At 71.4% G+C, this 19871-nt stretch carries 19 protein-coding genes; 10 read left to right on the top strand and 9 right to left on the bottom strand.

Translation table 11 applies throughout. The features are described from left to right. The 4 genes from O7629_RS07155 to O7629_RS07140 all read right to left on the bottom strand — a co-directional run bounded on the left by O7629_RS07155 (nucleotide 1) and on the right by O7629_RS07140 (nucleotide 2375). A complete protein-coding gene (locus O7629_RS07155) occupies nucleotides 1-234 on the bottom strand; it encodes a TM2 domain-containing protein (RefSeq protein WP_278168251.1) in 234 nt (77 codons plus the stop codon). 171 nt (nucleotides 235-405) lie between these two features. After that, nucleotides 406-555 carry a hypothetical protein gene (locus O7629_RS07150; protein WP_278168250.1) on the bottom strand — a complete coding sequence of 50 codons (150 nt, stop codon included), beginning with the start codon at nucleotides 553-555 and terminating at the stop codon, nucleotides 406-408. Nucleotides 556-586: 31 nt separating this feature from the next. Next, nucleotides 587-1099, bottom strand: coding sequence for an Ig-like domain-containing protein (locus tag O7629_RS07145; RefSeq protein ID WP_278168249.1), 513 nt, complete (start codon nucleotides 1097-1099; stop codon nucleotides 587-589). 46 nt (nucleotides 1100-1145) lie between these two features. Continuing rightward, the gene (locus O7629_RS07140) at nucleotides 1146-2375 is read right to left on the bottom strand and encodes a transposase (RefSeq protein ID WP_278168248.1); all 1230 of its coding nucleotides are present in this window, start codon (nucleotides 2373-2375) and stop codon (nucleotides 1146-1148) included. 25 nt (nucleotides 2376-2400) lie between these two features. Between O7629_RS07140 and tnpA the strand changes: the two genes are divergently transcribed. The 6 genes from tnpA (at nucleotide 2401) to O7629_RS07110 (ending at nucleotide 7960) form a co-directional block, all read left to right on the top strand. Beyond that, nucleotides 2401-2817: an IS200/IS605 family transposase gene (gene tnpA / locus O7629_RS07135; protein WP_278168247.1), complete on the top strand. Its 417-nt coding sequence runs from the start codon at nucleotides 2401-2403 to the stop codon at nucleotides 2815-2817. A 657-nt stretch (nucleotides 2818-3474) separates the two neighbouring features. Then, nucleotides 3475-4458, top strand: coding sequence for a zinc-binding alcohol dehydrogenase (locus O7629_RS07130; protein ID WP_278168246.1), 984 nt, complete (start codon nucleotides 3475-3477; stop codon nucleotides 4456-4458). A 3-nt stretch (nucleotides 4459-4461) separates the two neighbouring features. Beyond that, nucleotides 4462-4860 (top strand): 6-carboxytetrahydropterin synthase, encoded by a 399-nt coding sequence (locus O7629_RS07125; protein ID WP_278168245.1) that lies wholly within the window; start codon nucleotides 4462-4464, stop codon nucleotides 4858-4860. Between the two features lie 5 nt (nucleotides 4861-4865). Beyond that, nucleotides 4866-5933 (top strand): glycosyltransferase family 4 protein, encoded by a 1068-nt coding sequence (locus tag O7629_RS07120; RefSeq protein ID WP_278168244.1) that lies wholly within the window; start codon nucleotides 4866-4868, stop codon nucleotides 5931-5933. Between the two features lie 33 nt (nucleotides 5934-5966). After that, nucleotides 5967-6794 carry a class I SAM-dependent methyltransferase gene (locus O7629_RS07115; protein ID WP_278168243.1) on the top strand — a complete coding sequence of 276 codons (828 nt, stop codon included), beginning with the start codon at nucleotides 5967-5969 and terminating at the stop codon, nucleotides 6792-6794. 146 nt (nucleotides 6795-6940) lie between these two features. Continuing rightward, complete coding sequence (locus O7629_RS07110) at nucleotides 6941-7960, top strand: lysylphosphatidylglycerol synthase transmembrane domain-containing protein (protein WP_278168242.1); 1020 nt, start codon at nucleotides 6941-6943, stop codon at nucleotides 7958-7960. A gap of 35 nt (nucleotides 7961-7995) precedes the next feature. Here O7629_RS07110 and O7629_RS07105 read toward each other — a convergent pair whose 3' ends face one another. After that, a complete protein-coding gene (locus O7629_RS07105) occupies nucleotides 7996-8688 on the bottom strand; it encodes a dihydrofolate reductase family protein (RefSeq protein ID WP_278168241.1) in 693 nt (230 codons plus the stop codon). A gap of 134 nt (nucleotides 8689-8822) precedes the next feature. Between O7629_RS07105 and ribA the strand changes: the two genes are divergently transcribed. Beyond that, nucleotides 8823-9530 (top strand): GTP cyclohydrolase II, encoded by a 708-nt coding sequence (gene ribA / locus O7629_RS07100; RefSeq protein ID WP_278168240.1) that lies wholly within the window; start codon nucleotides 8823-8825, stop codon nucleotides 9528-9530. A 32-nt stretch (nucleotides 9531-9562) separates the two neighbouring features. Here ribA and O7629_RS07095 read toward each other — a convergent pair whose 3' ends face one another. Further along, nucleotides 9563-11089 carry a family 43 glycosylhydrolase gene (locus O7629_RS07095; protein ID WP_278168239.1) on the bottom strand — a complete coding sequence of 509 codons (1527 nt, stop codon included), beginning with the start codon at nucleotides 11087-11089 and terminating at the stop codon, nucleotides 9563-9565. A 108-nt stretch (nucleotides 11090-11197) separates the two neighbouring features. Beyond that, nucleotides 11198-12733: a PQQ-dependent sugar dehydrogenase gene (locus O7629_RS07090; RefSeq protein ID WP_278168238.1), complete on the bottom strand. Its 1536-nt coding sequence runs from the start codon at nucleotides 12731-12733 to the stop codon at nucleotides 11198-11200. An 87-nt stretch (nucleotides 12734-12820) separates the two neighbouring features. Between O7629_RS07090 and O7629_RS07085 the strand changes: the two genes are divergently transcribed. Continuing rightward, entirely contained in the window at nucleotides 12821-13201 is a 381-nt protein-coding gene (locus O7629_RS07085; protein WP_278168237.1) for a hypothetical protein, read from the top strand. Nucleotides 13202-13268: 67 nt separating this feature from the next. Next, nucleotides 13269-14000, top strand: a complete 732-nt coding sequence (locus tag O7629_RS07080) for a glycoside hydrolase family 11 protein (RefSeq protein WP_278168236.1) — start codon at nucleotides 13269-13271, stop codon at nucleotides 13998-14000. A 15-nt stretch (nucleotides 14001-14015) separates the two neighbouring features. On the opposite strand, the gene O7629_RS07075 is transcribed toward O7629_RS07080, so the two are convergent. Together O7629_RS07075 and O7629_RS07070 are read right to left on the bottom strand one after the other, a co-directional pair. After that, nucleotides 14016-15458 carry a DUF3237 family protein gene (locus O7629_RS07075; RefSeq protein ID WP_278168234.1) on the bottom strand — a complete coding sequence of 481 codons (1443 nt, stop codon included), beginning with the start codon at nucleotides 15456-15458 and terminating at the stop codon, nucleotides 14016-14018. 331 nt (nucleotides 15459-15789) lie between these two features. Then, on the bottom strand, nucleotides 15790-17133 hold the full coding sequence (locus O7629_RS07070) for a S1 family peptidase (RefSeq protein ID WP_278168232.1): 1344 nt from the start codon (nucleotides 17131-17133) through the stop codon (nucleotides 15790-15792). Nucleotides 17134-17276: 143 nt separating this feature from the next. Between O7629_RS07070 and O7629_RS07065 the strand changes: the two genes are divergently transcribed. Next, the gene (locus O7629_RS07065; RefSeq protein WP_278168231.1) at nucleotides 17277-19823 is read left to right on the top strand and encodes a tetratricopeptide repeat protein; all 2547 of its coding nucleotides are present in this window, start codon (nucleotides 17277-17279) and stop codon (nucleotides 19821-19823) included. Nucleotides 19824-19871: the final 48 nt, after the last annotated feature.

Raw genomic sequence — 19871 nt, 5'->3', positions numbered from 1 at the left:
TCACTTGGCCAGCGGCTGGCCCTGCTTGTCGGTGAACTTGCCGATCAGGATGACGATGAAGTCGATCAGCGCCCAGAGGCCCAGTCCGCCGAAGGTGACCAGCATCAGAACGCCGGTGCCGATCTTGCCAACGTAGAACCGGTGCGCTCCGAACCCGCCGAGGAAGAAGCTGAGCAGCAGCGCGACGAGCCAGGACTTCTGCTCGGTGGCCGGTCCTGCCATGGTCTGCGACATCGGTTTCCTTCCGGATCAGACGCTCGGCCCCGTCGTAGGGTGGGCCGAGGTGAGGGTGGGTCGTCGCCCGGACCGTCGGGCCTGGACGACGACTGGGCAGGTTACCGCAGAACAGCGTGTCGTGTTGTCCCGGGCGCGGAGGTGGTGCTTTCCGGTGGCCTGGGTGGACGGTCAACGGCGCAGCTGGGCCTTCACCCCGGCACCGTACGGCGTCGGCGGGCCATCGTAGCCACGGATCAACGGCGGAACGTCGCCGTATCCGTCGGTGTGCCACACCGAGCCGAGGAAGCCTAGCCGGCGGTCGTCGAGCCAGTCGATCACCTCGGCGACGAACCGGTGCCCTCCGGTGTCCTCACTCGTCGACCGGGCCGTGGAAGATTCCGGAGCCGTCGCGGCACAGTGTTTCGGCGCCGGCGCGGACCACTCCGCGCAGCTGGTACGGCCGGGGCTGCTGGTCGACGGTGACCAGTTGGTTGCCGGCCACGGTCAGCACCGGGGCGTGACCGGGCGGCGCTGGGCTCACCACCCGGACGCCGCGGACCTCGGCGGTGGCGTGGGCGCCGGCGTCGTCGTGGGCGGTCGCCGCGATCCGCGTCCCGTTGGTCGGCTGGGCACCGTGCCAGGTGAAGGTGTACGGGGCGGTGGTGTCGGTGTGCAGCAGGGTGCCGGCGGAGCGGAACTCGACCCGGGTGATCCGACGTCCGGCGGCGGCGGTGACGTCGACCGCCACCGGGATGGGGCCGGTCGTGGCGAAGATCTGGTTCATCTGCGGGCTGCGCAGCGCGACGACCGGCGGGAACGGATCGGCCGGCGGGAGGCTCGGGCTCGGCGGGACGCTCGGGCTCGGCGGCAGGTCGGGGTCCATGTTGCAGGTCTGGCCGTTGAGGTGTTGACATCCTCGCCGCCCTAAACTAATCGGCGGCGATTCCAGCCACGCCGCGCGTGACACGCGCAGTGTTCTGGTGGGTTACCGTTTCACCGCGCGGTGCCGGGACGGGTCCCGGTCCTACCCGCGCTCCACGGTCGTTGAAGTCCGCCTGCCCGGCGGCCTTGATGTTGATCGCGGCGTTGACATCCCGATCGTGGTGACTGCCACACGGACAGACCCACGACCGCACGTTCAACGCCATCCGCTCGTTGATCCGGCCGCAGTCCGAGCACATCCGGGTGGACGGGAGCCACCGGTCCACCCGGGCGAACGTACGCCCGGACCTCGCCGCCTTGTACTCCAACATGCCCACGAACGACGACCATCCCGCGTCGTGCACCGACTTCGCCAGCCGGGTCCGGCCGAGACCGACGACACACAGGTCCTCGACGTACACCGCTTGATTCTCACGGATGATCGTCGTGGACAGCTTGTGCTGCCAGTCCCGCCGGGTGTCGGCCACCCGGGCGTGTGCCCTGGCGACCTTCACGACGGCCTTCCCACGGCGGTTGCTGCCCCGCTGCTTGCGCGACAGGGCCTGTTGCAGCCGTTTGAGCTTGCGGGCCGCGCGGCGCAGGAACCTGGGCGCGGCCACCTTCGTGCCGTCGGACATGACCGCGAAGTGCGTCAGCCCCAGATCGATCCCCACCTCGGCATCGGTCGGCGGCGACGGCTCGTCCGTGGCCCGCACGACGAACGAGGCAAAATACCGCCCGGCGGCGTCCCGGATGACCGTCACGGACGACGGGTCCGACGGCAGTATCCGGGACCAGCGGACCGTGAGGTCGCCGATCTTCGGCAGCCGCAGACGACCGTTGTCCAGGACCGTGAACCGGGAATTGCGGGTGAAGCGGATGGCCTGCCGGTTGTCCTTACGGGACCGGAACCTCGGCGGGGCCACCATGCGGCCCTTGCGTCTGCCGGTGATCGAGGCGAAGAAGTTGCGGTACGCGGTGTTCAGGTCCGCGAGGGCCTGCTGCAACACCACCGCCGACACCTCACCCAGCCACGCCCGCTCCGGAGTCGCCTTGGCCCGCGTGATGACCCGCTTCGACAACTCGGCGTCCGACACGTACGACAGACCCTGCTCGTGGGCGGTCCGCCGGAGGCGCAGCCCGTCGTTGAACACCACCCGGGCGCATCCGAACGCCCGGGCCAGCGCGATCTGCTGGCCGGGTGTCGGATAGACCCGGAACTGGTACCGGAGCTGCACGAACCACACAATATCACGTTGGTCTATGGCGGAAGTCGAAGACGTCCGTACCGGCAGGCACCGTGTTTTCGCGATGCATGTTCACTTGGTTTTCGTGACGAAGTTCCGGCACACGGTGTTCGCCGACCGGCACCTGACCCGCATGGAGGCGATCATGCGGGACGTATGCACGGACTTCGAGGCCGAACTGGTCGAGTTCAACGGCGGCCACAACCACGTCCACCTGCTGGTCGACCACCCACCCAAAGTCGCCGTTTCCCGCCTGGTCAACTCACTCAAGGGCGTCCCGTCGCGCCGCCCGCGGCAGGAGTTCCCCGACCTCGCACGCCACTACCACCGGGCCAACAAGCTCTGGTCGGGCTCGTACTTCGCCGGCTCCGTCGGCGGCGCACCACCAAGCATCGTGCAGCAGTACATCGAGCGGCAAAACCGGCCAGCTTAGAGCACTGCTCGGACCCTGGCGGCCCTCCCAGCGCGGGCCTTCACCCCCGGCCTGAAGGCCGGAGCACTGGCCCGCATTCCGGTAGCTCGTCGGTGGCGGGTTGGCCACGGAGTAGTTGCCACTGAACTGCACCCGCACCGAGTCGCCGGTGTCCAGGTGGTACGCCCCGGCGTCGGAGCGCAGCTCGTACGGCCAGGCGAGCGGGCTCAGGACGAGACCGGGCGGCACCTGCCGGTACGCGGAGTTGATGGTCTGTCGGGCGCCCGGGGTGAAGGTGAGTCGCCAGGTGGAGACCGGCGGGCCCAGGTTGGTCAGTGTCATCCGGGCGACGAACCCGGTCGACCATTCCCTGGTCACCTAGTAGTCGACCGTGCAGGAAGACGCCGCGTGGGCGGGCCGCGACACGAGCCCGAGCAACCCGCCGGTGGCCGCCAGCAGGCAGGCGGTCGCCGCCGCGATGGAGCGTCGCATGTGTATCCCCCGGATCTCGGAACAACCCCGACAGCGCCACAATCAATCGCCATACATCGATCTGTCAACCTTTTGCACTCACCTGCAATTTGCGCTGACCATCACGGGGAATCACCCTCCGTGCCCGGCTATGGTTACCCGGGGCCGCCGGGACGAGGCACGATTGACAGACGGGGAGACAAGCCGATGACGCTGCGCGATCAGGCGTTCTGGCTGCGTACCCCGGGCACCGGCGAGATCCGGCCGGTCGAGGTCAATCCGCCCGGCCCCGGCGAGGTCCTGGTGCGGACCCGGTTCACCGGGCTCAGCCGGGGCACCGAGACGCTGGTCTTCCGGGGCGAGGTGCCGCCCAGCCAGCACGCCGCGATGCGCGCCCCGTACCAGGACGGCGACTTCCCCGCCCCGGTCAAGTACGGATACCTCAACGTCGGGCAGGTCGAGCAGGGCCCGGCCGACCTGGTCGGACGTACCGTCTTCTGCCTCTACCCGCATCAGACCCGCTACGTCGTGCCGGCCGACGCGGTCACCGTGGTCCCGGACACCGTGCCGGCCCGCCGCGCCGTGCTCGCCGGCACGGTGGAGACCGCGGTCAACGCCCTGTGGGACGCCGCTCCCCTGCTCGGCGACCGGATCGCCGTGGTCGGTGCCGGGATGGTCGGCAGCGCCGTCGCCGCGCTCGCCGCCCGGTTCCCCGGCGTACGGGTCGAACTGGTCGACGTCGACCCCGCACGGGCCGTGACCGCCGCCGCGCTCGGCGTCGGCTTCGCCCACCCGGACACCGCCACCGATGGGTGCGACCTGGTGTTCCACGCCAGCGCCACGTCGGCCGGGCTGGCCCGGTCGCTGGAGTTGCTCGCCGTCGAGGGCACGGTGGTCGACCTCAGCTGGTACGGCGACCGCCCGGTCACCGTGCCGCTCGGCGAACACTTCCACTCCCGCCGGTTGACCGTGCGCAGCAGCCAGGTCGGCCGGGTCGCCCCGGCCCGACGCGACCGGCACGGGTACGCCGGACGGCTGGCTCTCGCCCTGGAGCTGCTCGCCGACGAGAGGTTCGACGCTCTGCTGACCGGTGAGAGCGACTTCACCGACCTGCCCGAGGTGCTGCCCCGGCTGGCGGCCGGCGAGTTGCCGGCGTTGTGCCACGTGATCCGTTACCCGACTGGAGGATGAGAAATGTTCAGCGTCACCGTACGTGACCACATCATGGTCGCCCACAGCTTCACCGGTGACGTGTTCGGGCCGGCGCAACGGCTGCACGGTGCCACCTTCGTCGTCGACGCCACGTTCAAGCGCACCGACCTCGACAGCGACAACATCGTCGTCGACATCGGCCTGGCCACCGAGCAGCTCAAGGCCGTACTGGCCGAGTTGAACTACCGCAACCTCGACGACGAGCCGGCGTTCGCGGGGATCAACACCTCCACCGAATGGCTGGCCAAGTTGATCGCCGACCGGCTGGCCGACCGGGTGCACGCGGGCGATCTCGGTGCCGGTGCCCGTGGTTTGACCGGAATCGGCGTCACCCTGCACGAGTCGCACATCGCCTGGGCGAGCTACGAGCGGGCGCTCTGACGTCGATGGTCGTCGTGGTGCTGCCCGGCAACGTGGACGATCCGACCGCCCCCAGCGGCGGCAACGTCTACGACCGGCAGGTCTGCACCGGTCTGGCCGCGGCCGGATGGCCGGCGCGCGAGATCGCTCTCCCCGGTGACTGGCCGTGCCCGGACCGGACCAGCCGGGCCGCGCTCGCCGACCTCCTCGCCACCCTGGCCGACGGCACGGTGGTGCTGATCGACGGTCTGGTCGCCTGTGGGGTGCCCGAGGTGATCGGACCGCACGCTGACCGGCTGCGGCTGGCCGTGCTGGTCCACCTGCCATTGGCCGACGAGACCGGGCTGGACCCGGCCGAGGCTGCCGAGCTGGACCTGGCCGAACGCGCGGCGCTCGGCTCGGCGGCGGCGGTGATCGCCACCAGCGACGCGACGGCCCGCCAACTCGCCGCCCGCCACGGTCTGGCCGCCGACCGGATCCGGGTGGCGGTGCCGGGCGTCGCACCGGCGCCCCTGGCGAACCGGGACCCGGCCGGCCGACGGCTGCTCTGCGTCGCGTCGGTCACCCCCCGTAAGGGCCACGACGTGCTCGTCGAGGCGCTCGCCACCGTCACCGACCTGGACTGGGAATGTGTCTGCGTGGGAGCGCTGACCGCCGCCGCGTACGTCGACCGGGTCCGGCAGCGGATCGCGTACCACCGGCTCGGGGACCGTGTCACGCTGGCCGGGCCCCGCGCGGCGGCGACGTTGGCCGGCACGTACGCCGACGCCGATCTGCTGATCCTGCCGTCGCATGCCGAGACGTACGGCATGGTGGTCACCGAGGCGCTGGCCTGCGGCATCCCGGTGCTGGCCAGCGGCGTCGGCGGGGTGCCGCAGGCACTGGGTCGCACCGACACGGGTGAGCGACCGGGCCGGCTGGTGCCGCCCGCCGACCCGGCGGCGCTCGGTGCGGCGGTACGCCGCTGGCTGACCGACGGCGGCGAGCGGGAGCGGTTGCGGGCGGCCGCCGTCGCGCGCCGGGCCGGGCTGCCCGACTGGGCGGACACGGCCGCCGCAGTCGGTGCGGTACTACACGAACTGAGTCGGCGCTGACGACGGCGCCCCGCCCCAGCGGAGGGAGACTTCATGGAGACGATCGAGTCGGCCGGGTACAGCCCGGCGTGGTTGGGGCTGCGGGAGCCCGCGGACGCGCAGGCGCGCTCGGCGGAACTGGTCGCCGAGGTACGCCGGCTGCTGACCGGCGCCGCCCGCACCGAGATACACGACCTCGGCTGCGGCACCGGGTCGATGGGCCGGTGGCTGGCCCCGCAGCTGCCCGGTGCCCAGCGCTGGGTGCTGCACGACCGCGACCGCGAACTGCTGCGCCATGCCGAGGCCCGGATGGCCCCGGCGGCGTCCGACGGCGCACCGGTCACCGCGACGGCACGCCGCGACGACCTCACCGCGCTCACCGTCGACGACCTCGCCGGCGCCGACCTGGTCACCGCGTCGGCCCTGCTGGACCTGCTCACCGCCGACGAGGTGGACCGGCTGGCGGCGACCGTCCGGGCGGTCGCCTGTCCGGCGTTGCTGACCCTGACCGTGGTCGGTGAGGTACGGTTCGATCCCGCCGACCCGCTCGACGGTGAGCTGACGGCCGCGTTCAACGAGCATCAGCGGCGGCACAGTGCGGGTCGGCCGCTACTCGGCCCGTCGGCGGTGGAGGCGGCGACCGAGGCGTTCACCCGGCACGGGGCCACCGTGCTGGTGCGGCCCAGTCCGTGGCTGCTCGGCCCCGAGCGGGCCGAGCTGACCGAACGGTGGCTGGACGGCTGGATCGCGGCGGCGTACGAGCAGCGGCCGGAGCTGGCCGCCCGGCCGGAGGGCTACCGGCGCCGCCGGCTCGCCGCTGCCGCCGCCGGTGAACTGGGGGTCACCGTGGAACACCGGGACATGTTGGTCGTGCCCGGCTGAGGTCTGCACAGCGTACTTCCGGTGCCGGGCAGGTGAACCGGAGGCGACACCGCCGCGTATCTGTCGGCGGAGGCTCATCGAGGGGGGCACGTAATGCACAGGGCGAAGAGCCCGTTGCGCACGGCCGGCACCGGCCGTGACGCACAGTGAAGGGCAAGGTCTGGGCCTGGCTGCGACTGACCGGTGGGGTGACCATCCTGGGGCTGCTGGCCTGGCGGCTCGGCACCAACGCGTTCCTGGACGGAATGCGGGTGATCGACGCGCGGGTGCTGCTGCTGGCGGTCGGGATCGGGCTGCTGACCACGGTCTGCAGCGCTTGGCGGTGGTGCCTGGTCGCCCGGGGGATGGGGCTGGCGCTGCCGCTGGCCGGGGCGGTCGCCGACTACTACCGGGCGATTTTCCTCAACGCCGCGCTGCCCGGTGGGGTGCTGGGTGACGTGCACCGCGCGGTCCGGCACGGCCGGGAGGTGGCCGACGTGGGCCGGGGGGTACGCGCGGTGGTGCTGGAACGGACCGCCGGTCAGCTGGTGCTGTTCGCGGTCGCCGCGGGGGTGCTGCTGACGCTGCCGGTGCCGGCACCCGCACGGCTGGTCACCGCGGCTCAGGTCGCAGCGGCCGTGGTCGCGGCGGCCGCGCTGATGGTGGCGCTGTTCGTGGCGGTACGCCGCCGTCGGCCACGGGTCCGTCGAACGGCAGCCGCCGGGTCCGGCGGGTCCTGGTGGACCCGCGCGGTCGGGCGGACCGTCGCCGACCTGCGCAGCGGTCTGCTGGCCCGACGGACCTGGCCGGGGGTGGCGTTGCTGTCGGTCGCCGCGCTAGCCGGTCACCTCGCCACCTTCCTGGTCGCGGCCCGCGCCGCCGGGTCGACGGCGCCGCTGCACCAGCTGGCACCGTTGATGGTGCTGGCGTTGTTGGCGATGGCGGTGCCGTTGAACGTCGGCGGCTGGGGACCGCGGGAAGGGGTGACCGCGTGGGCGTTCGGTGCGGCCGGGCTCGGCGCGGGCCTCGGGTTGACCGTCGCGGTGGTGTACGGCCTGCTGGCGTTGACGGCGAGCCTGCCGGGTGCTGGTGTGCTGGCGGTCCGCTGGGTGCGCCGGCTGCCGGCGGTCCGGCAACGGCCGCCGCTGCGGCTGCGGCTACGCCTGCGACCACGTCCGGCGACGTGACGGCCAGCAACGTGATGGCGGGACGGGCTGGTCGGCTACTGCTCGCCGAACCGGGACGACAGGGCGTAGCGCAGCAGGGCCACGTCGCCGATCTGGCGGACCTCGACCAGCGTCGCCCGCCGGTCGGCGTGCCACGGGAAGCTGCCGTCGCCGACGAACCGGGGTGCCCGGGAGTCGCCGACGAAGATCGGGGCGACCACCAGGTGCAGTTCGTCGGCCAGGCCGGCGGTGAGGAACTGGGTGTGCACCCGTCCGCCGCCTTCGACCATCAACCGGCCGACGCCCCGGACATGCAGGTCGCCGACGACCCGTCGCAGGTCGACCGGGTCACCGCAGTCGACGACGGTGGCGAGCCCGGCGAGCCGGGTGCGGGCGCTGCCCAGGCTCGCCGTGGCGCAGTACACGACCTTGTCGACGTCGCCGACGGTGAAGAACCGCGCCTTCGGGTCGAGGTCGGCGCTGCCGGTGACGGTGACCTTCATCGGGGTGGGTGGGTGGCCGGCGGCCACCCGCCGACGCCGGCGGTCCGCCGACCGGACCAGCAACCGAGGGTCGTCGCGGCGCACCGTGCCGGCCCCGACCAGGATCGCGTCGCAGTCGGCGCGTACCGCGTCGACCCGGTCGAAGTCGGCGTCGTTGGACAGCAGCAGGCGCCGCCCGCTCGCGTTGTCCAGATATCCGTCGATCGACATGCCGCAGCTGAGCAGGACGTAGGGTCGCTCAACCACTGATGGCACCTCCTCGACGACCGAAAGATAGCCTGCATGCGAGGCCGGCACACATTCTCCCGTACGGCTCATGTGTCGGTGCCGGCCGGACCGGTGCCGACGCTCTGCGCAGCACATCACCGATAGGACGTACGATGCTTGAACCGCCGCCCCACGCTCCGGTCAACGGTAAGCGCGCCGCCACCAACGGGACGGGTCCCGCGCCGACGGCGACGGTCCGCCGGCAGGTGACGGTGCCGCTGCGGTTCGCCGACGGCTACACCGCCAGCGCCCGGGTCTTCACCTTCGACGGCCTGACCGACCGACGCGAGCACGTGGCGCTGGGTCTGGGCGACTGGGACCGGGCGTTGGACCGGGCCGCCGACGGTGGCGACCCGCCTCTGGTACGCCCGCACAGCGAGTGCCTGACCGGCGACGTGTTCGGCAGTCAGCGGTGTGACTGCGGCCCGCAACTGCGGGAGGCGGTGGAGCGGATCGCCGCTCACGGCGGCTTCCTGCTCTATCTGCGGCAGGAAGGGCGGGGCATCGGGCTGTACGCCAAGCTCGACGCCTACGCGCTGCAGGACGCCGGGCTGGACACGTTCGAGGCGAACGTGGCGCTGGGCCGGGGTGAGGACGAGCGCGACTACACGGTCGCGGCGCAGATGCTGCTCGCGCTCGGCGTGCACCGGGTGGCCCTGCTCAGCAACAATCCGGACAAGGCGGCGCAGCTCACCCGGCTCGGCGTCACGGTGACCGAGCAGGTCCCCACCGGCGTGCACGTCTCCGCCGCGAACGTCCGCTACCTGGCCGCCAAGGCGAACCACGCCGCGCACACCATCGATCTGTCGGTGACCGACTGACCGAGCCGACCCGACACTCGTGGACCTGGCGGTCAGTACAGGTAGGGCCAGCCGGCCGCGTCGTAGCCGATCCGGTTGATGCCGAGCAGCGCGGCACCGTTGTTCGCGTAGTAGTGGTAGACGAGGTAGTCGCCGTCGGCGTCGGCGAGCACCGCCTGATGACCGGGTCCGTTGACGCCGCCGTGGCCGGCCAGGATCTGGGTGCCACCGCCAGCGGTGAGCAGGTTGCCGGACCGGTCGGTGAACGGACCGGTGACGCTGGTCGACCGGCCGACCATCACCCGGTACGTGCTGGCCGCGCCCTGACAGCACCGGTCGAAGGAGACGTACAGGTAGTAGTAGCTGCCCCGCCTGACCAGCGTCGGCGCCTCGATCGCCCCGCCGCCACGGCCGGCGAGGCTGTGCATCACCGAACCGGACCGCCGGCCGGTGCTGGGGTCGATGGCGATCATCTTGATCCCGGACCAGAACGATCCGAAGCTCAGCCACCAGCGGCCCTGGTCGTCAACGATCAGGTTCGGGTCGATGGCGTTGAAGGTGTCCGAGCTCTGCGACTCGACGACCAACCCCTGGTTGGTCCAGCTGCCGGAGGCGCCGGTGGAGCTGGTGGCCAGGAAGATGGCGGACCGGTTCGACCCGAACGTCGACGCCGAGTAGTACAGGTAGTACCGGTTGTCGTGGAACGACAGGTCCGGCGCCCACAGGTTGCGGCTGCCGCCGGTGTACGGGGTGGTCCACGGCGCGCCGCCGGGGAAGACCGACCCGGCGTTGCGGAAGCTGACCCGGTCGGTGGACGTCTTCAGCGCCACGTCGTTGCCGGTGTGCGCCATCAGGTAGCCACCGGTCGGCCGACGGATCATGCTCGGGTCGTGCACCCCGGTGTCCCCGGTGACCCGCATCGGGTCCGGGTAGGAGCCGGGCGGAACGCCAGGGGTGGGGGTAGGTGTGCCGGGAGCGTCGACCCGGACCAGCTGCCACTGCTGGTTGGTGCCGTTCCAGTCGGTCCACTGGCTGATCCGGGCGCCGTCGGCGATCGAGCGTTCCCACACGTCGAGCGCCTTGCCGCTGTTGCGGTTGATCAGCCGTACGTGGCCGGCGTCGGAGTCGGCGAGCCGCCACTGCTGGCTGGCCCGGTCGACGTCGCTCCACTGGACGACGTCCGCGCCGTCGGCCGTCGACGAGTCGCGCACGTCGAGAACTTTGCCGCTGTGCCGGGACCGGAGCCGGTAGTAGCCGTTGCCGGCGTCGACGAACTGCCACTGCTGCCAGGCACCGTCGTTGCGCGACCACTGCACGATCCGGGCACCGTCGCCGGTGGCCCGCTCGTACACGTCGAGGGCCTTGCCGCTGTGCCGGGCGACGAGCACGTACCAGGCGGTGGTGTCGACGGTGGCGGCGGAGGCGGGGGGCGGCGCGGCGGCGATCACGCCGCCGGCCAGGAGGACGCCGACGGTCAGCCCGACGGCGATGAGCGAGGCCCGCCTGCGCCGGAAGGGCGCGTGACGTGGCCGTGGCGTGGCCGGCACCGGACCTGCCGGAGGTGCGGGGATCGTGGGCATGGCAGCTTCCTTTCATGTGGCCGTCGCAATGTCGACTGCCCTGACCGCGCGCCGGCCGGGCGGACTCCCCCGCCACGGCCGACGCATCCGGTCGCTCACCCGGCTGACTCAGTCGGTCTGACACGCGGTCCCGTCGAGTCGGAAGTCGGTCGGGCCGGGGTTGCTGCCGCTGTAGGTCGCCTGGAAGCCGAAGCTGACCGTGCCGTTGGTCGGCAGATTGGCGTTCCAGGCGGCGTTGCGGGCGGTCACCGCCTGACCGGACTGGCTGATCTGGCTGTTCCATCCGTTGGTGATCTGCTGGTTGCCGGCGAAGGTCCAGGTCAGTGTCCAGCCGTTCAGCGACGCGCCGCGGTTGGTGATCCGGACGTCCGCGGTGAACCCGCTCCCCCACTGGTTGACCTGGTAGGAGACCTGGCAGCTACCGCTCGGCGGCGGGGTGGTCGGCGGGGCCGTGGTCGGCGGCGGTGGCGTGGTCGGGGGTGCGGTGGTCGGCGGGGCCGTGGTGGGTGGGGCGGTGGTGGGTGGCGGGGTCACGGCGTCGAGGGGCGGGAAGCGCAGAATCCGGTCGTCGTCGGCGGCCGGCTGCCCCCGACCGTCCCGGTTGCTGGTGGTCACCCAGAGCCAGCCGTCCGGTCCGTACTCGACGGTACGTAGCCGCCCGTAACTGCCGAGCAGTTCGGCGCTCGGGGTGCCGACGCCGCCGGACCCGTCGAGCGGCACGTTCCACAGCCGGTTGCCGCGCAGCGTGGCGACGTACAGCCGGTTCCCGACGATCGCGGCGCCGCTCGGCGAGGCCTCAGCGGGGGTCCAGACCAGCAGCGGGTCGCGGAACCGGGGATCGTTGGCCCGACCTTCGACGATCGGCCAGCCGTAGTTGCCACCGGCGATGATCAGGTTGATCTCGTCCCAGGCATTCTGTCCGAACTCGGTGGCGTAGAGCCGGCCCTGCGCGTCCCAGGCCAGCCCTTGGACGTGCCGGTGGCCGAGGCTGTAGACGAGCGATCCCGGGAAGGGGTTGTCGGCCGGGGCGCCGCCGTCCGGGCGCATCCGCAGGATCTTGCCGTTGCGGCTCTGCTGATTCTGCGCGTGCGAGGTCTGCCCGGCGTCGCCGACACCGGCGTAGAGCATGCCGTCGGGGCCGAACGCGATCCGGCCGCCGTTGTGAATGGCCGACCGGGCCAGCCCGGTGAGGATCGGCTGCCGGTTCTGCGGTGCGGTGAGCCGGAACCGGACGATCCGGTTGTCGGTCGAGGTGGTGTAGTAGACGTAGACGTAGTCGTCCTGCGCGAACGTCGGCGAGACCGCGAGTCCGAGCAGACCGCCCTCACTGACCGGGGTCGCGTCGGGGATCGTGACCACCGGCTGCGGCTGCTGCCCGGGCCGCACCCGGACCACCTGGCCGGTGCCGCGCTGGGCCACCAGCGCGCTGCCGTCGGGCAGGAAGTCCATCCCCCACGGCACCTGGAGTCCGGTCGCGGCCACCGCGGGGCGGGAGAAGTCGAAGTCGCCGAGGGCGTTCGTGCCGATCGGGTCGGCCGCCCGGTCACCGGCGGCCGGAGCGGCGCCGGCCGCCGCGGCGACGCCGACACCTGTCGCGGCGAGGCCGGCGGCGAGGCCGGCCCCCAGCACGGTTCTGAGCTTCATGGCACACACCTCTCAAAATTGAGCGATGCATGTCAATGTATCAATCAGATTGCCCGTGTCGGGCGAACTGGGCACGCAGGACGACTGATGGCCGGTGAGCCGCTGGCACCAGCCGCACCGCACCGGGTGGACCCCGATGGCACCGTTACCCAGGTGGCGGACGAGCTGTGGTGGTTCCCCAATGGCAGCGTACTCACTGACGATGGCGTCCTGCTGGCGGTGGAGACGTTCGGCAACCGGGTCACCGCCATCTACGCCTGTGCCCTCGGTGGCGCCGACCGCCGGACGCCGTTCGCCTGCGCCGCACCCGATTTCCACGAGGAGGCCCGCAAATCTGCCCGGCAGGGGCACAGGCTCGCGGCCCGGGTCTGCGTCCCGGGCCGCCGATCAGTTACGACGGGTCGTGGTGGCCCAGCTCCGTCACCTGTTGACATTCCGCCGAAGTCCGGCCGACACTTCAACAAGTGATTGATACATATCAATCACTGGTTGCCGCTGACGTCGGCGCCAACCGAGCGGAAGTAGAGGTCGATCAATGAGCGCGACGCCCGGTGCCAACTCGACGAGCAGCCGGATCAGACTACTGACCAGCGCCGCCTGCGCCGCACTTCTTGCGGTCACGGCGACCGTGCCGGCCGGCACTGCCCACGCCGACGAAGCCCATTCCCGCCCGGTGGTGACCACCAACCAGACCGGCACCCACGACGGCCACTTCTACGCCTACTGGAAGGACATGGGCGACAGCACCATGGTCCTGGGACCGCAGGGCCAGTACGGCGCCCGGTGGACCGGCATCAACAACTGGTTCGGCGGCAAGGGCTGGGCTACCGGTGGCCGACGGACCGTCAACTACTGCGGCACCTTCCACCCGGGCGGCAACTCCTATCTGGCGCTGTACGGGTACACGACCAACCCGCTCACCGAGTACTACGTGGTGGAGAACTGGGGCACCTACCGGCCGACCGGTACGCCGATGGGCACCGTCCTCAGCGAGGGCGGCACCTACGACATCTACCGGGTCCAACTCGGCGTCGGCAGCACGCCGTACTACCGGTACTACAGCGTCCGTCAGCAGAAGCGCTCCAGCGGGACCATCGACACCGGCGACCACTTCGACGCGTGGGCCCGCGCCGGCATGCACCTCGGCACCACCATGGGCTACATGATCATGGCAACCGAGGGTTACCAGAGCAGCGGGTGGTCCCACGTCACGGTGGACAGTGTCCCGACGGGACGGTGCGCTCCGGCGCCTCAGCTGCCCCGGTGACACCGCCGCCCTCCCCTACCGGCGTTCGTAGAAGGTAATGCTCACTCCGCCCGGTGCGAAGCCGGGGTCGGAGCTCAACCAGGTGTTCGCGTTGAGGAAGGCGTACGGGCCGGCCGCCCGGGCCTCGAAGGTCGGCACCAGCCGACCGAACGCCCCGCAGTTGCGGACCAGGATCAACTCGCCGTCGCTGGTCGACAAGGTGTACCGGGCGTCCAGCGTCGTGGTCGAGCCACTCAACTGGTAGTCCGCACCGCCGGCGAGGATCGATCCGGCCACCCGACCGCTGATCGTCCCGCCGGTGATGGGGATGATCGTCCGGGTGCCGCGCTTGCTGGCACCGATGGCGAGGCTGGAGCCGAGCGTGACGGATGCGGTGAAAACGCTGGCACCCCTCGTACCGCTGCCGGTGGCGCAGTTCCATTGCTGGTGGGGCAGGCCGGCGGGGTCGGTGAGCTGGATCCGAGGCTCGGTCGGGGACACGCCGGAGACGTCGTAGACGGTGAGTTCGACGGTGTTCGTCGCGGTGTCGAGCACCCGGGTGCCGACGAACGTGCCCGTGTTCAGCCAGGCGTACGGGCTGGAGCTCGGTGCCTCGAAGTCGGGCACGATCCGGACGGCGGCGTCGCCGGAGGGGGCGACACCGCAGCTACGCAGGTAGATGAGGGTGCCGTCAGCCGCGCGCAGGACGTTGATCTGCTCGACCTCGACGGCTCCGTTGGTGAGGGTGAGCTCCAGGTCCAGTCCGCCGGTCAGGACGGTGCCGCTGAGCCGCTCTCCGACGAACGAGCCGCCCGTCACGTCGAGCAGGCGACGATGGCCGTACTGGGTCGCGCCGACCTCGCGGATGGCACCGAACTGGGCCACGACACGCAGCACGAGCCGGCCTCGGGTCGGTGGCACGATGCCAGTGGGCATGTTGCACGTCCAGGACGGGTCGGGCACGATCGTCGGCTCCAGGTCGCCCGGCGTCGTACTCGGGGTGGGTGTGGGTGTGGCACTCGGCGTCGGCGGGTTCGGCGCGGACGGTGATCCGGACGGAATCGTACTACCGGTGCAGGGGGCGCCGTTGAGCGCGAAGTCGGTCGGGGCCGGATTGGTGGCGTCGTTCCACGTCCCGTTGAATCCGAACGACGCGCTCGACCCGGTGGCGAGGGAGCCGTTCCAAGCGGCGTTGGCAACGGCGACCTGGGCGCCGGTCTGACTGGCGGATCCGTTCCAGAGCTGAGTGATCTGTTGTCCGGCGGCGAACGACCAGGTCAGCCGCCAGCTGCTGATCGGATCACCCAGGTTGGTGACGGCCACGTTGGCGCCGAAACCACCAGGCCACTGGCTGGAGACGGTGTAGGCCACCCGGCATCCCGTGGCGGCGTGCGCCGACGTGGCGATGCCGCCGACCGCGACGGCGAGAACAGCGGAGATCGCCCCCGCGATCAGGTACCGACGAAGAGCGAGCCTCATCTGGTCCTCCCGGGGACGGCGACCGAACCCCAGGTACGAGGGTTACGTTACACAAAGTGTCTCCGTCGAACGGAAATCTGTCAATCGATGTAGTTGAATGAGTCGCGCTCCGCTCACTGACCGGGTGACGAGCTGTCCCCGGTGGTCGCTCATCCCCCGGCTCGGCACCATCCGATAGTCGTTCGGAGCGCGGCAACGCGCTGGCCGCCTGCCACCGGTCGGTGGCAGGCGGCCAGCATGGATACGCGGCGCGAGAACCCCCGTCAGCGTGGCCGGGACACCAGGTCACGCCGGTCGGCCCCGGTGTGGCGGAGACGGTCCACGTCCACCCTCACTCGAACACCACGTTCACGTTCAGCAGATTCTCGGCGCCACGGATGCCCTGGTAGAAGGAGACACACGGGCTCGTCCCGCTGCTACGACCGGACACCAGGCCGTACGCGGTCCGCTGCGCGTAGATCGGGCCGCCACTGTCGCCCCGCGAGGTGCAGTAGTTGGCCTCGCCGAGATGGCGTACGGTCACGCCCTCGTCGGTGTAGGTGACGGTCACCCCGAGGTCGGTGACCAGACCGCAGCTCGTCCCTCCAACGGCGCCGCTCTTGCAGACACGCATGTTCATCGAGCTGCCGCCGTCGGCGGAGATCGGGTAGTCGGGGTAGTAGGTGGTGCCGGCCGCGCCGCCGTTGGCGGCCGAGGCGAGCACGTAGACCAGTCCTCGGGACTGCCAGCCGGTCTCGTTGACCACCCGGATGATGGCCGCGTCGCCGTCGAGGCCGAAGACCTCGTTGTGCGCCGGACCGATGTTGTGGATCTCGTTGTTGGGGAACCGGGTGTAGTACACCGTCCCACTCGGCCGGTCGTCCACGCAGTGTCCGGCGGTGAAGGCGTACAGCAGGTTGTTGCTGCGGCTGCGGGCCAGGAACCCGAGTGTGCAACCGGCGGGGTCGATCCGGACGCCGGCCCGCAACGGTGGATCGCAGTACGGGAAGGAACAGGCACTGGTCACCGGCCGGTCGGTGTACGGATAGATATCCAACATCGACCCGTACCGACGCTTGGCCTCGTCCACCAGCGCCTGCTGCGCGGCGGTGCGATCGTCCGGTGCCGGCACGCCCAGTCGCACGACGTTGCCGTCCGTACGGTAGCTGCCCTTCATCGGCCATTTCGCATTCTGGTCGACCTGCTCCAACCGGTCGCCGATCCAGTCGTTAGCGGCGAGCAGGTCGGCCAGCGAGTGCCGGACCGGCACGGTGTCGGTGACGTCGGCGAGATCGTGGCCGGCGGCGACCGCGTCCACGGTGTCGGCGACATCGGCGGCCCGGGCCGACCCGGCTGCGGCACCGGCGGCGACGTAGCCGATCTTGATCCGGTCGTCGTCGGCACCGAACCACATACCACCGAACGTGTCCCGGCCCAGCGCCGTGGCCGCCTCGGCGGCCAACGACGACGCGTCGTGCTGCCACCGGATCCGGCGGGTCGCCTCGGCCAGGCCGATCCCCCGGTCGGCGGCGAGACTGGCGGCCGCCGGGTCGACGGCGGGACCGGCGGCGAGCCGGCCGACGGCAGGTGCCGGTCGGTCGGCCTGGAGCGGCTCGGCCGACACCGGCTCCACAGTGGCGAGCAGGGCCCCCGTCAGGACCGCCGCCATGGCAAGGCTGACGTGTCGTCGTCTCATGTTGGTCCTTCCGTCGATCTCGGGCAGGCGGCAGCCGGTGGGGGCACGCCACCGGCGCCGTACGCATAGACTGTCGTCGGTCCCGCGGGCCGCTCCAGGCAATCGACCGTCAACTCACCGTCAATTTGGGAGGCCTGCGCCTGATGGCCAGGGATCCGGACGCCGCCGGGCACCCACTGGATCTGCTACGACTGCTGCGGCAACGGGCGCTGCTCACCCAGGAGGAGCTCGCCGAGCGATCGGGGCTGAGCGTCGGTACGGTACGCGGGCTGGAGTCGGGCCGGATCCGTCGGCCACGGCCGGTCTCGGTGCGACTACTCGCCGACGCGCTGGCGCTGACCGAGCCCGACCGCCGTCGGTTGGTCGCCGCTGCCCAGGCCGCTCAGGACCGCCGGATTAGCCCGACCCGAACACCCCCGCCACCGCAACTGCCGGTGCCCCGGCAGCTACCACCGGACGTCGCCGACTTCACCGGCCGCAGCACCCGGTCGGCGCGACTGCGCCGGTTGCTGACCGACTCCGGGCCCCCGCGCGGCGTCGTCATCTTCGGCCAGGCCGGCGTCGGCAAGACCGCTCTGGCCGTACACGTGGCCCACCAGGTCACCAAGCACTTCCGCGACGGCCTCGTACTGGTCAACCTGCGCGGAATGGATCCACAGCCGCTGCCGGCCGCCGATGCCCTCGGTCACGTCCTGCGCTCACTCGGGGTGAATCCGCCCCAGATACCGGCCGGTGTGGACGAGCGCGTCGCGCTCTACCGGAGCCTGCTCGGCAGCCGCCGGGTGCTGGTACTGCTGGACAACGCCGTCGACACCAGTCAGGTGCGGCCGCTGCTGCCGGGCAGTGGAACCAGCCGGGTGCTGGTGACCAGCCGCGGACCGCTACCGGTACTCACGCCGGACCTCGCCGCCGTCAATCTGGAGCTGCTCACCCAACGGGAAGCGGTGGCACTACTGATCAGGATCGTCGGCCGGGACCGGGTGACCGGCCAACGGGAGGCGGCCGAGCATATCGCCACCCTCTGCGGCCGGCTCCCGTTGGCGCTGCGGATCGCCGGGGCCCGGCTCGCCGGACGACCGCACTGGCCGCTGTCCCGGCTCGCCGAGCGTCTGGCCGACAGCCGGCGGCGGCTCGACGAACTGGCCGCCGGGGACCTTGAGGTGCGGGCCAGCCTCGGGTTGAGCATCACTGCCCTGGCCGAACCGTGCCGGCAGGCGCTGACGCTGCTCGGCGGGCTGTGGAGCGGGGAGTTCACCGGCTGGCTCGCCGCGGCGGCCGTGAACCGGCCGACGGCCGAGACCGAGGAGATCCTCGAACAGCTGGTGGAAGCGCAACTGCTCGACGCCTGCGGGGGCGGCGGGCCGGGGCACCAGCGGTACCGGTTCCACGACCTGGTTCGGGACGTCGCGCGGGAACGATTCACCGCCCTGCCCGCCGCTCAACGCGCCGAGACCGCCCGACGCGCCCTCGATGCCTCTGCGCAGGCCGTTCACCGGGCCGCCGGGTGTCTTCTGGGTACGGCCGAACAGCTCCCTGGAGCGGCACCAGCCGCCGACGGTCACCGCGCCGCCCCGATCGTGATCACGAGCGCCGCCGACGCCATGGCGTGGTTCGCCGTCGAACGGACCAGTCTGACCGCCGCAGTCGGCTACGCGGCAGGTGTCGGGCTGGCCGGTCACGCCTGGCGGATCGCCCACAACAGTGCGGTGTTCTTCGAGCTTCGCGCCGACTGGGACGACTGGCGGCGGACCCACGACGTCGCACTCGCCGCCGTCGGCCCGGCGGGTGACCGACGCGGCGAAGCGGCGCTGCGCTGGGGGCTGGGGCAGCTCGGGCTCGACCGGGGTGTGACCGCCGAAGCCCGGGAGCATCTGGATCGTGCCCGCGAGCTGGCCGAACGAATCCGCGACATCGGTCTGCAGGCACGGACGCTACGCGCTCTGGGTGACCTGCACTGGCTGGACAGCCGGCCTTCACAGGCCGAGGAGCACTACCGGCGGGGACTCGCGCTGGCCACTGCGGCTGGCCACCGGGCCAGCGAGGCCCGCTGTCTGCGTGGCCTCGGCGAGCTGCAACGCGACACCGGCCGGTTCGACGAAGCAGTACGCACCCTCACTCGTGCCGTGGCGGTGGTCAACCGCTGCCCGGACCGCCGGATCGCACCGTACGCGCTGAGCGCGCTGGGCAACACGCACCTGCTCGCCGGCCGCCCGCAGCCGGCGATCCGGTCCTTCCAGCAGGCCGTCGCCGTCGCCCGTTCGCTCGGCGACACCCGGGCTGCGATACAGGGTCAGCGTGGTCTTGCCGACGCGTACCGCGCCGCCGGCCGCCCCGGCGACGCGCTACAGATCCTGCAGGAAGTGCTGGTCACGGTACGCCGGCTGGGCGAGGACATCGGCGAGGTCCAGACTCTGCGGCGCCTCGGTGAGGCGCTGACCGACCTGGGCGAGTACGAGCGGGCCGTCACCGAGTTGCGGCGGGCGCTGAACACCATCGGCCGGATCGGTTTCAGCCGGATCGAGGCAGAGGTCAGGTACGCCCTGGGGCGTGCCGAGCTCGCAAGCGGGGACCGGGACGCGGCCGGCAGACTACTCGGCGAAGCGCGCCGGTTGTTCGAGCGGTGCGGCATGCTCGCCCGTACGACCGAGGTGGACAGCCAGCTGGCCGCAGCTGGCATCGCGGCTAGATGACATCCGCTCAGCTCACCGAGACGATGATGAGCTGTCCCCGGTGGTCGC

The organism is Solwaraspora sp. WMMD792 (genome assembly GCF_029626105.1).
In the GTDB taxonomy this organism is placed as follows: domain Bacteria; phylum Actinomycetota; class Actinomycetes; order Mycobacteriales; family Micromonosporaceae; genus Micromonospora_E.
The sequence above is the reverse complement of the archived record's forward strand: the minus strand, read 5'-3'. Positions and strand labels throughout refer to the sequence as shown.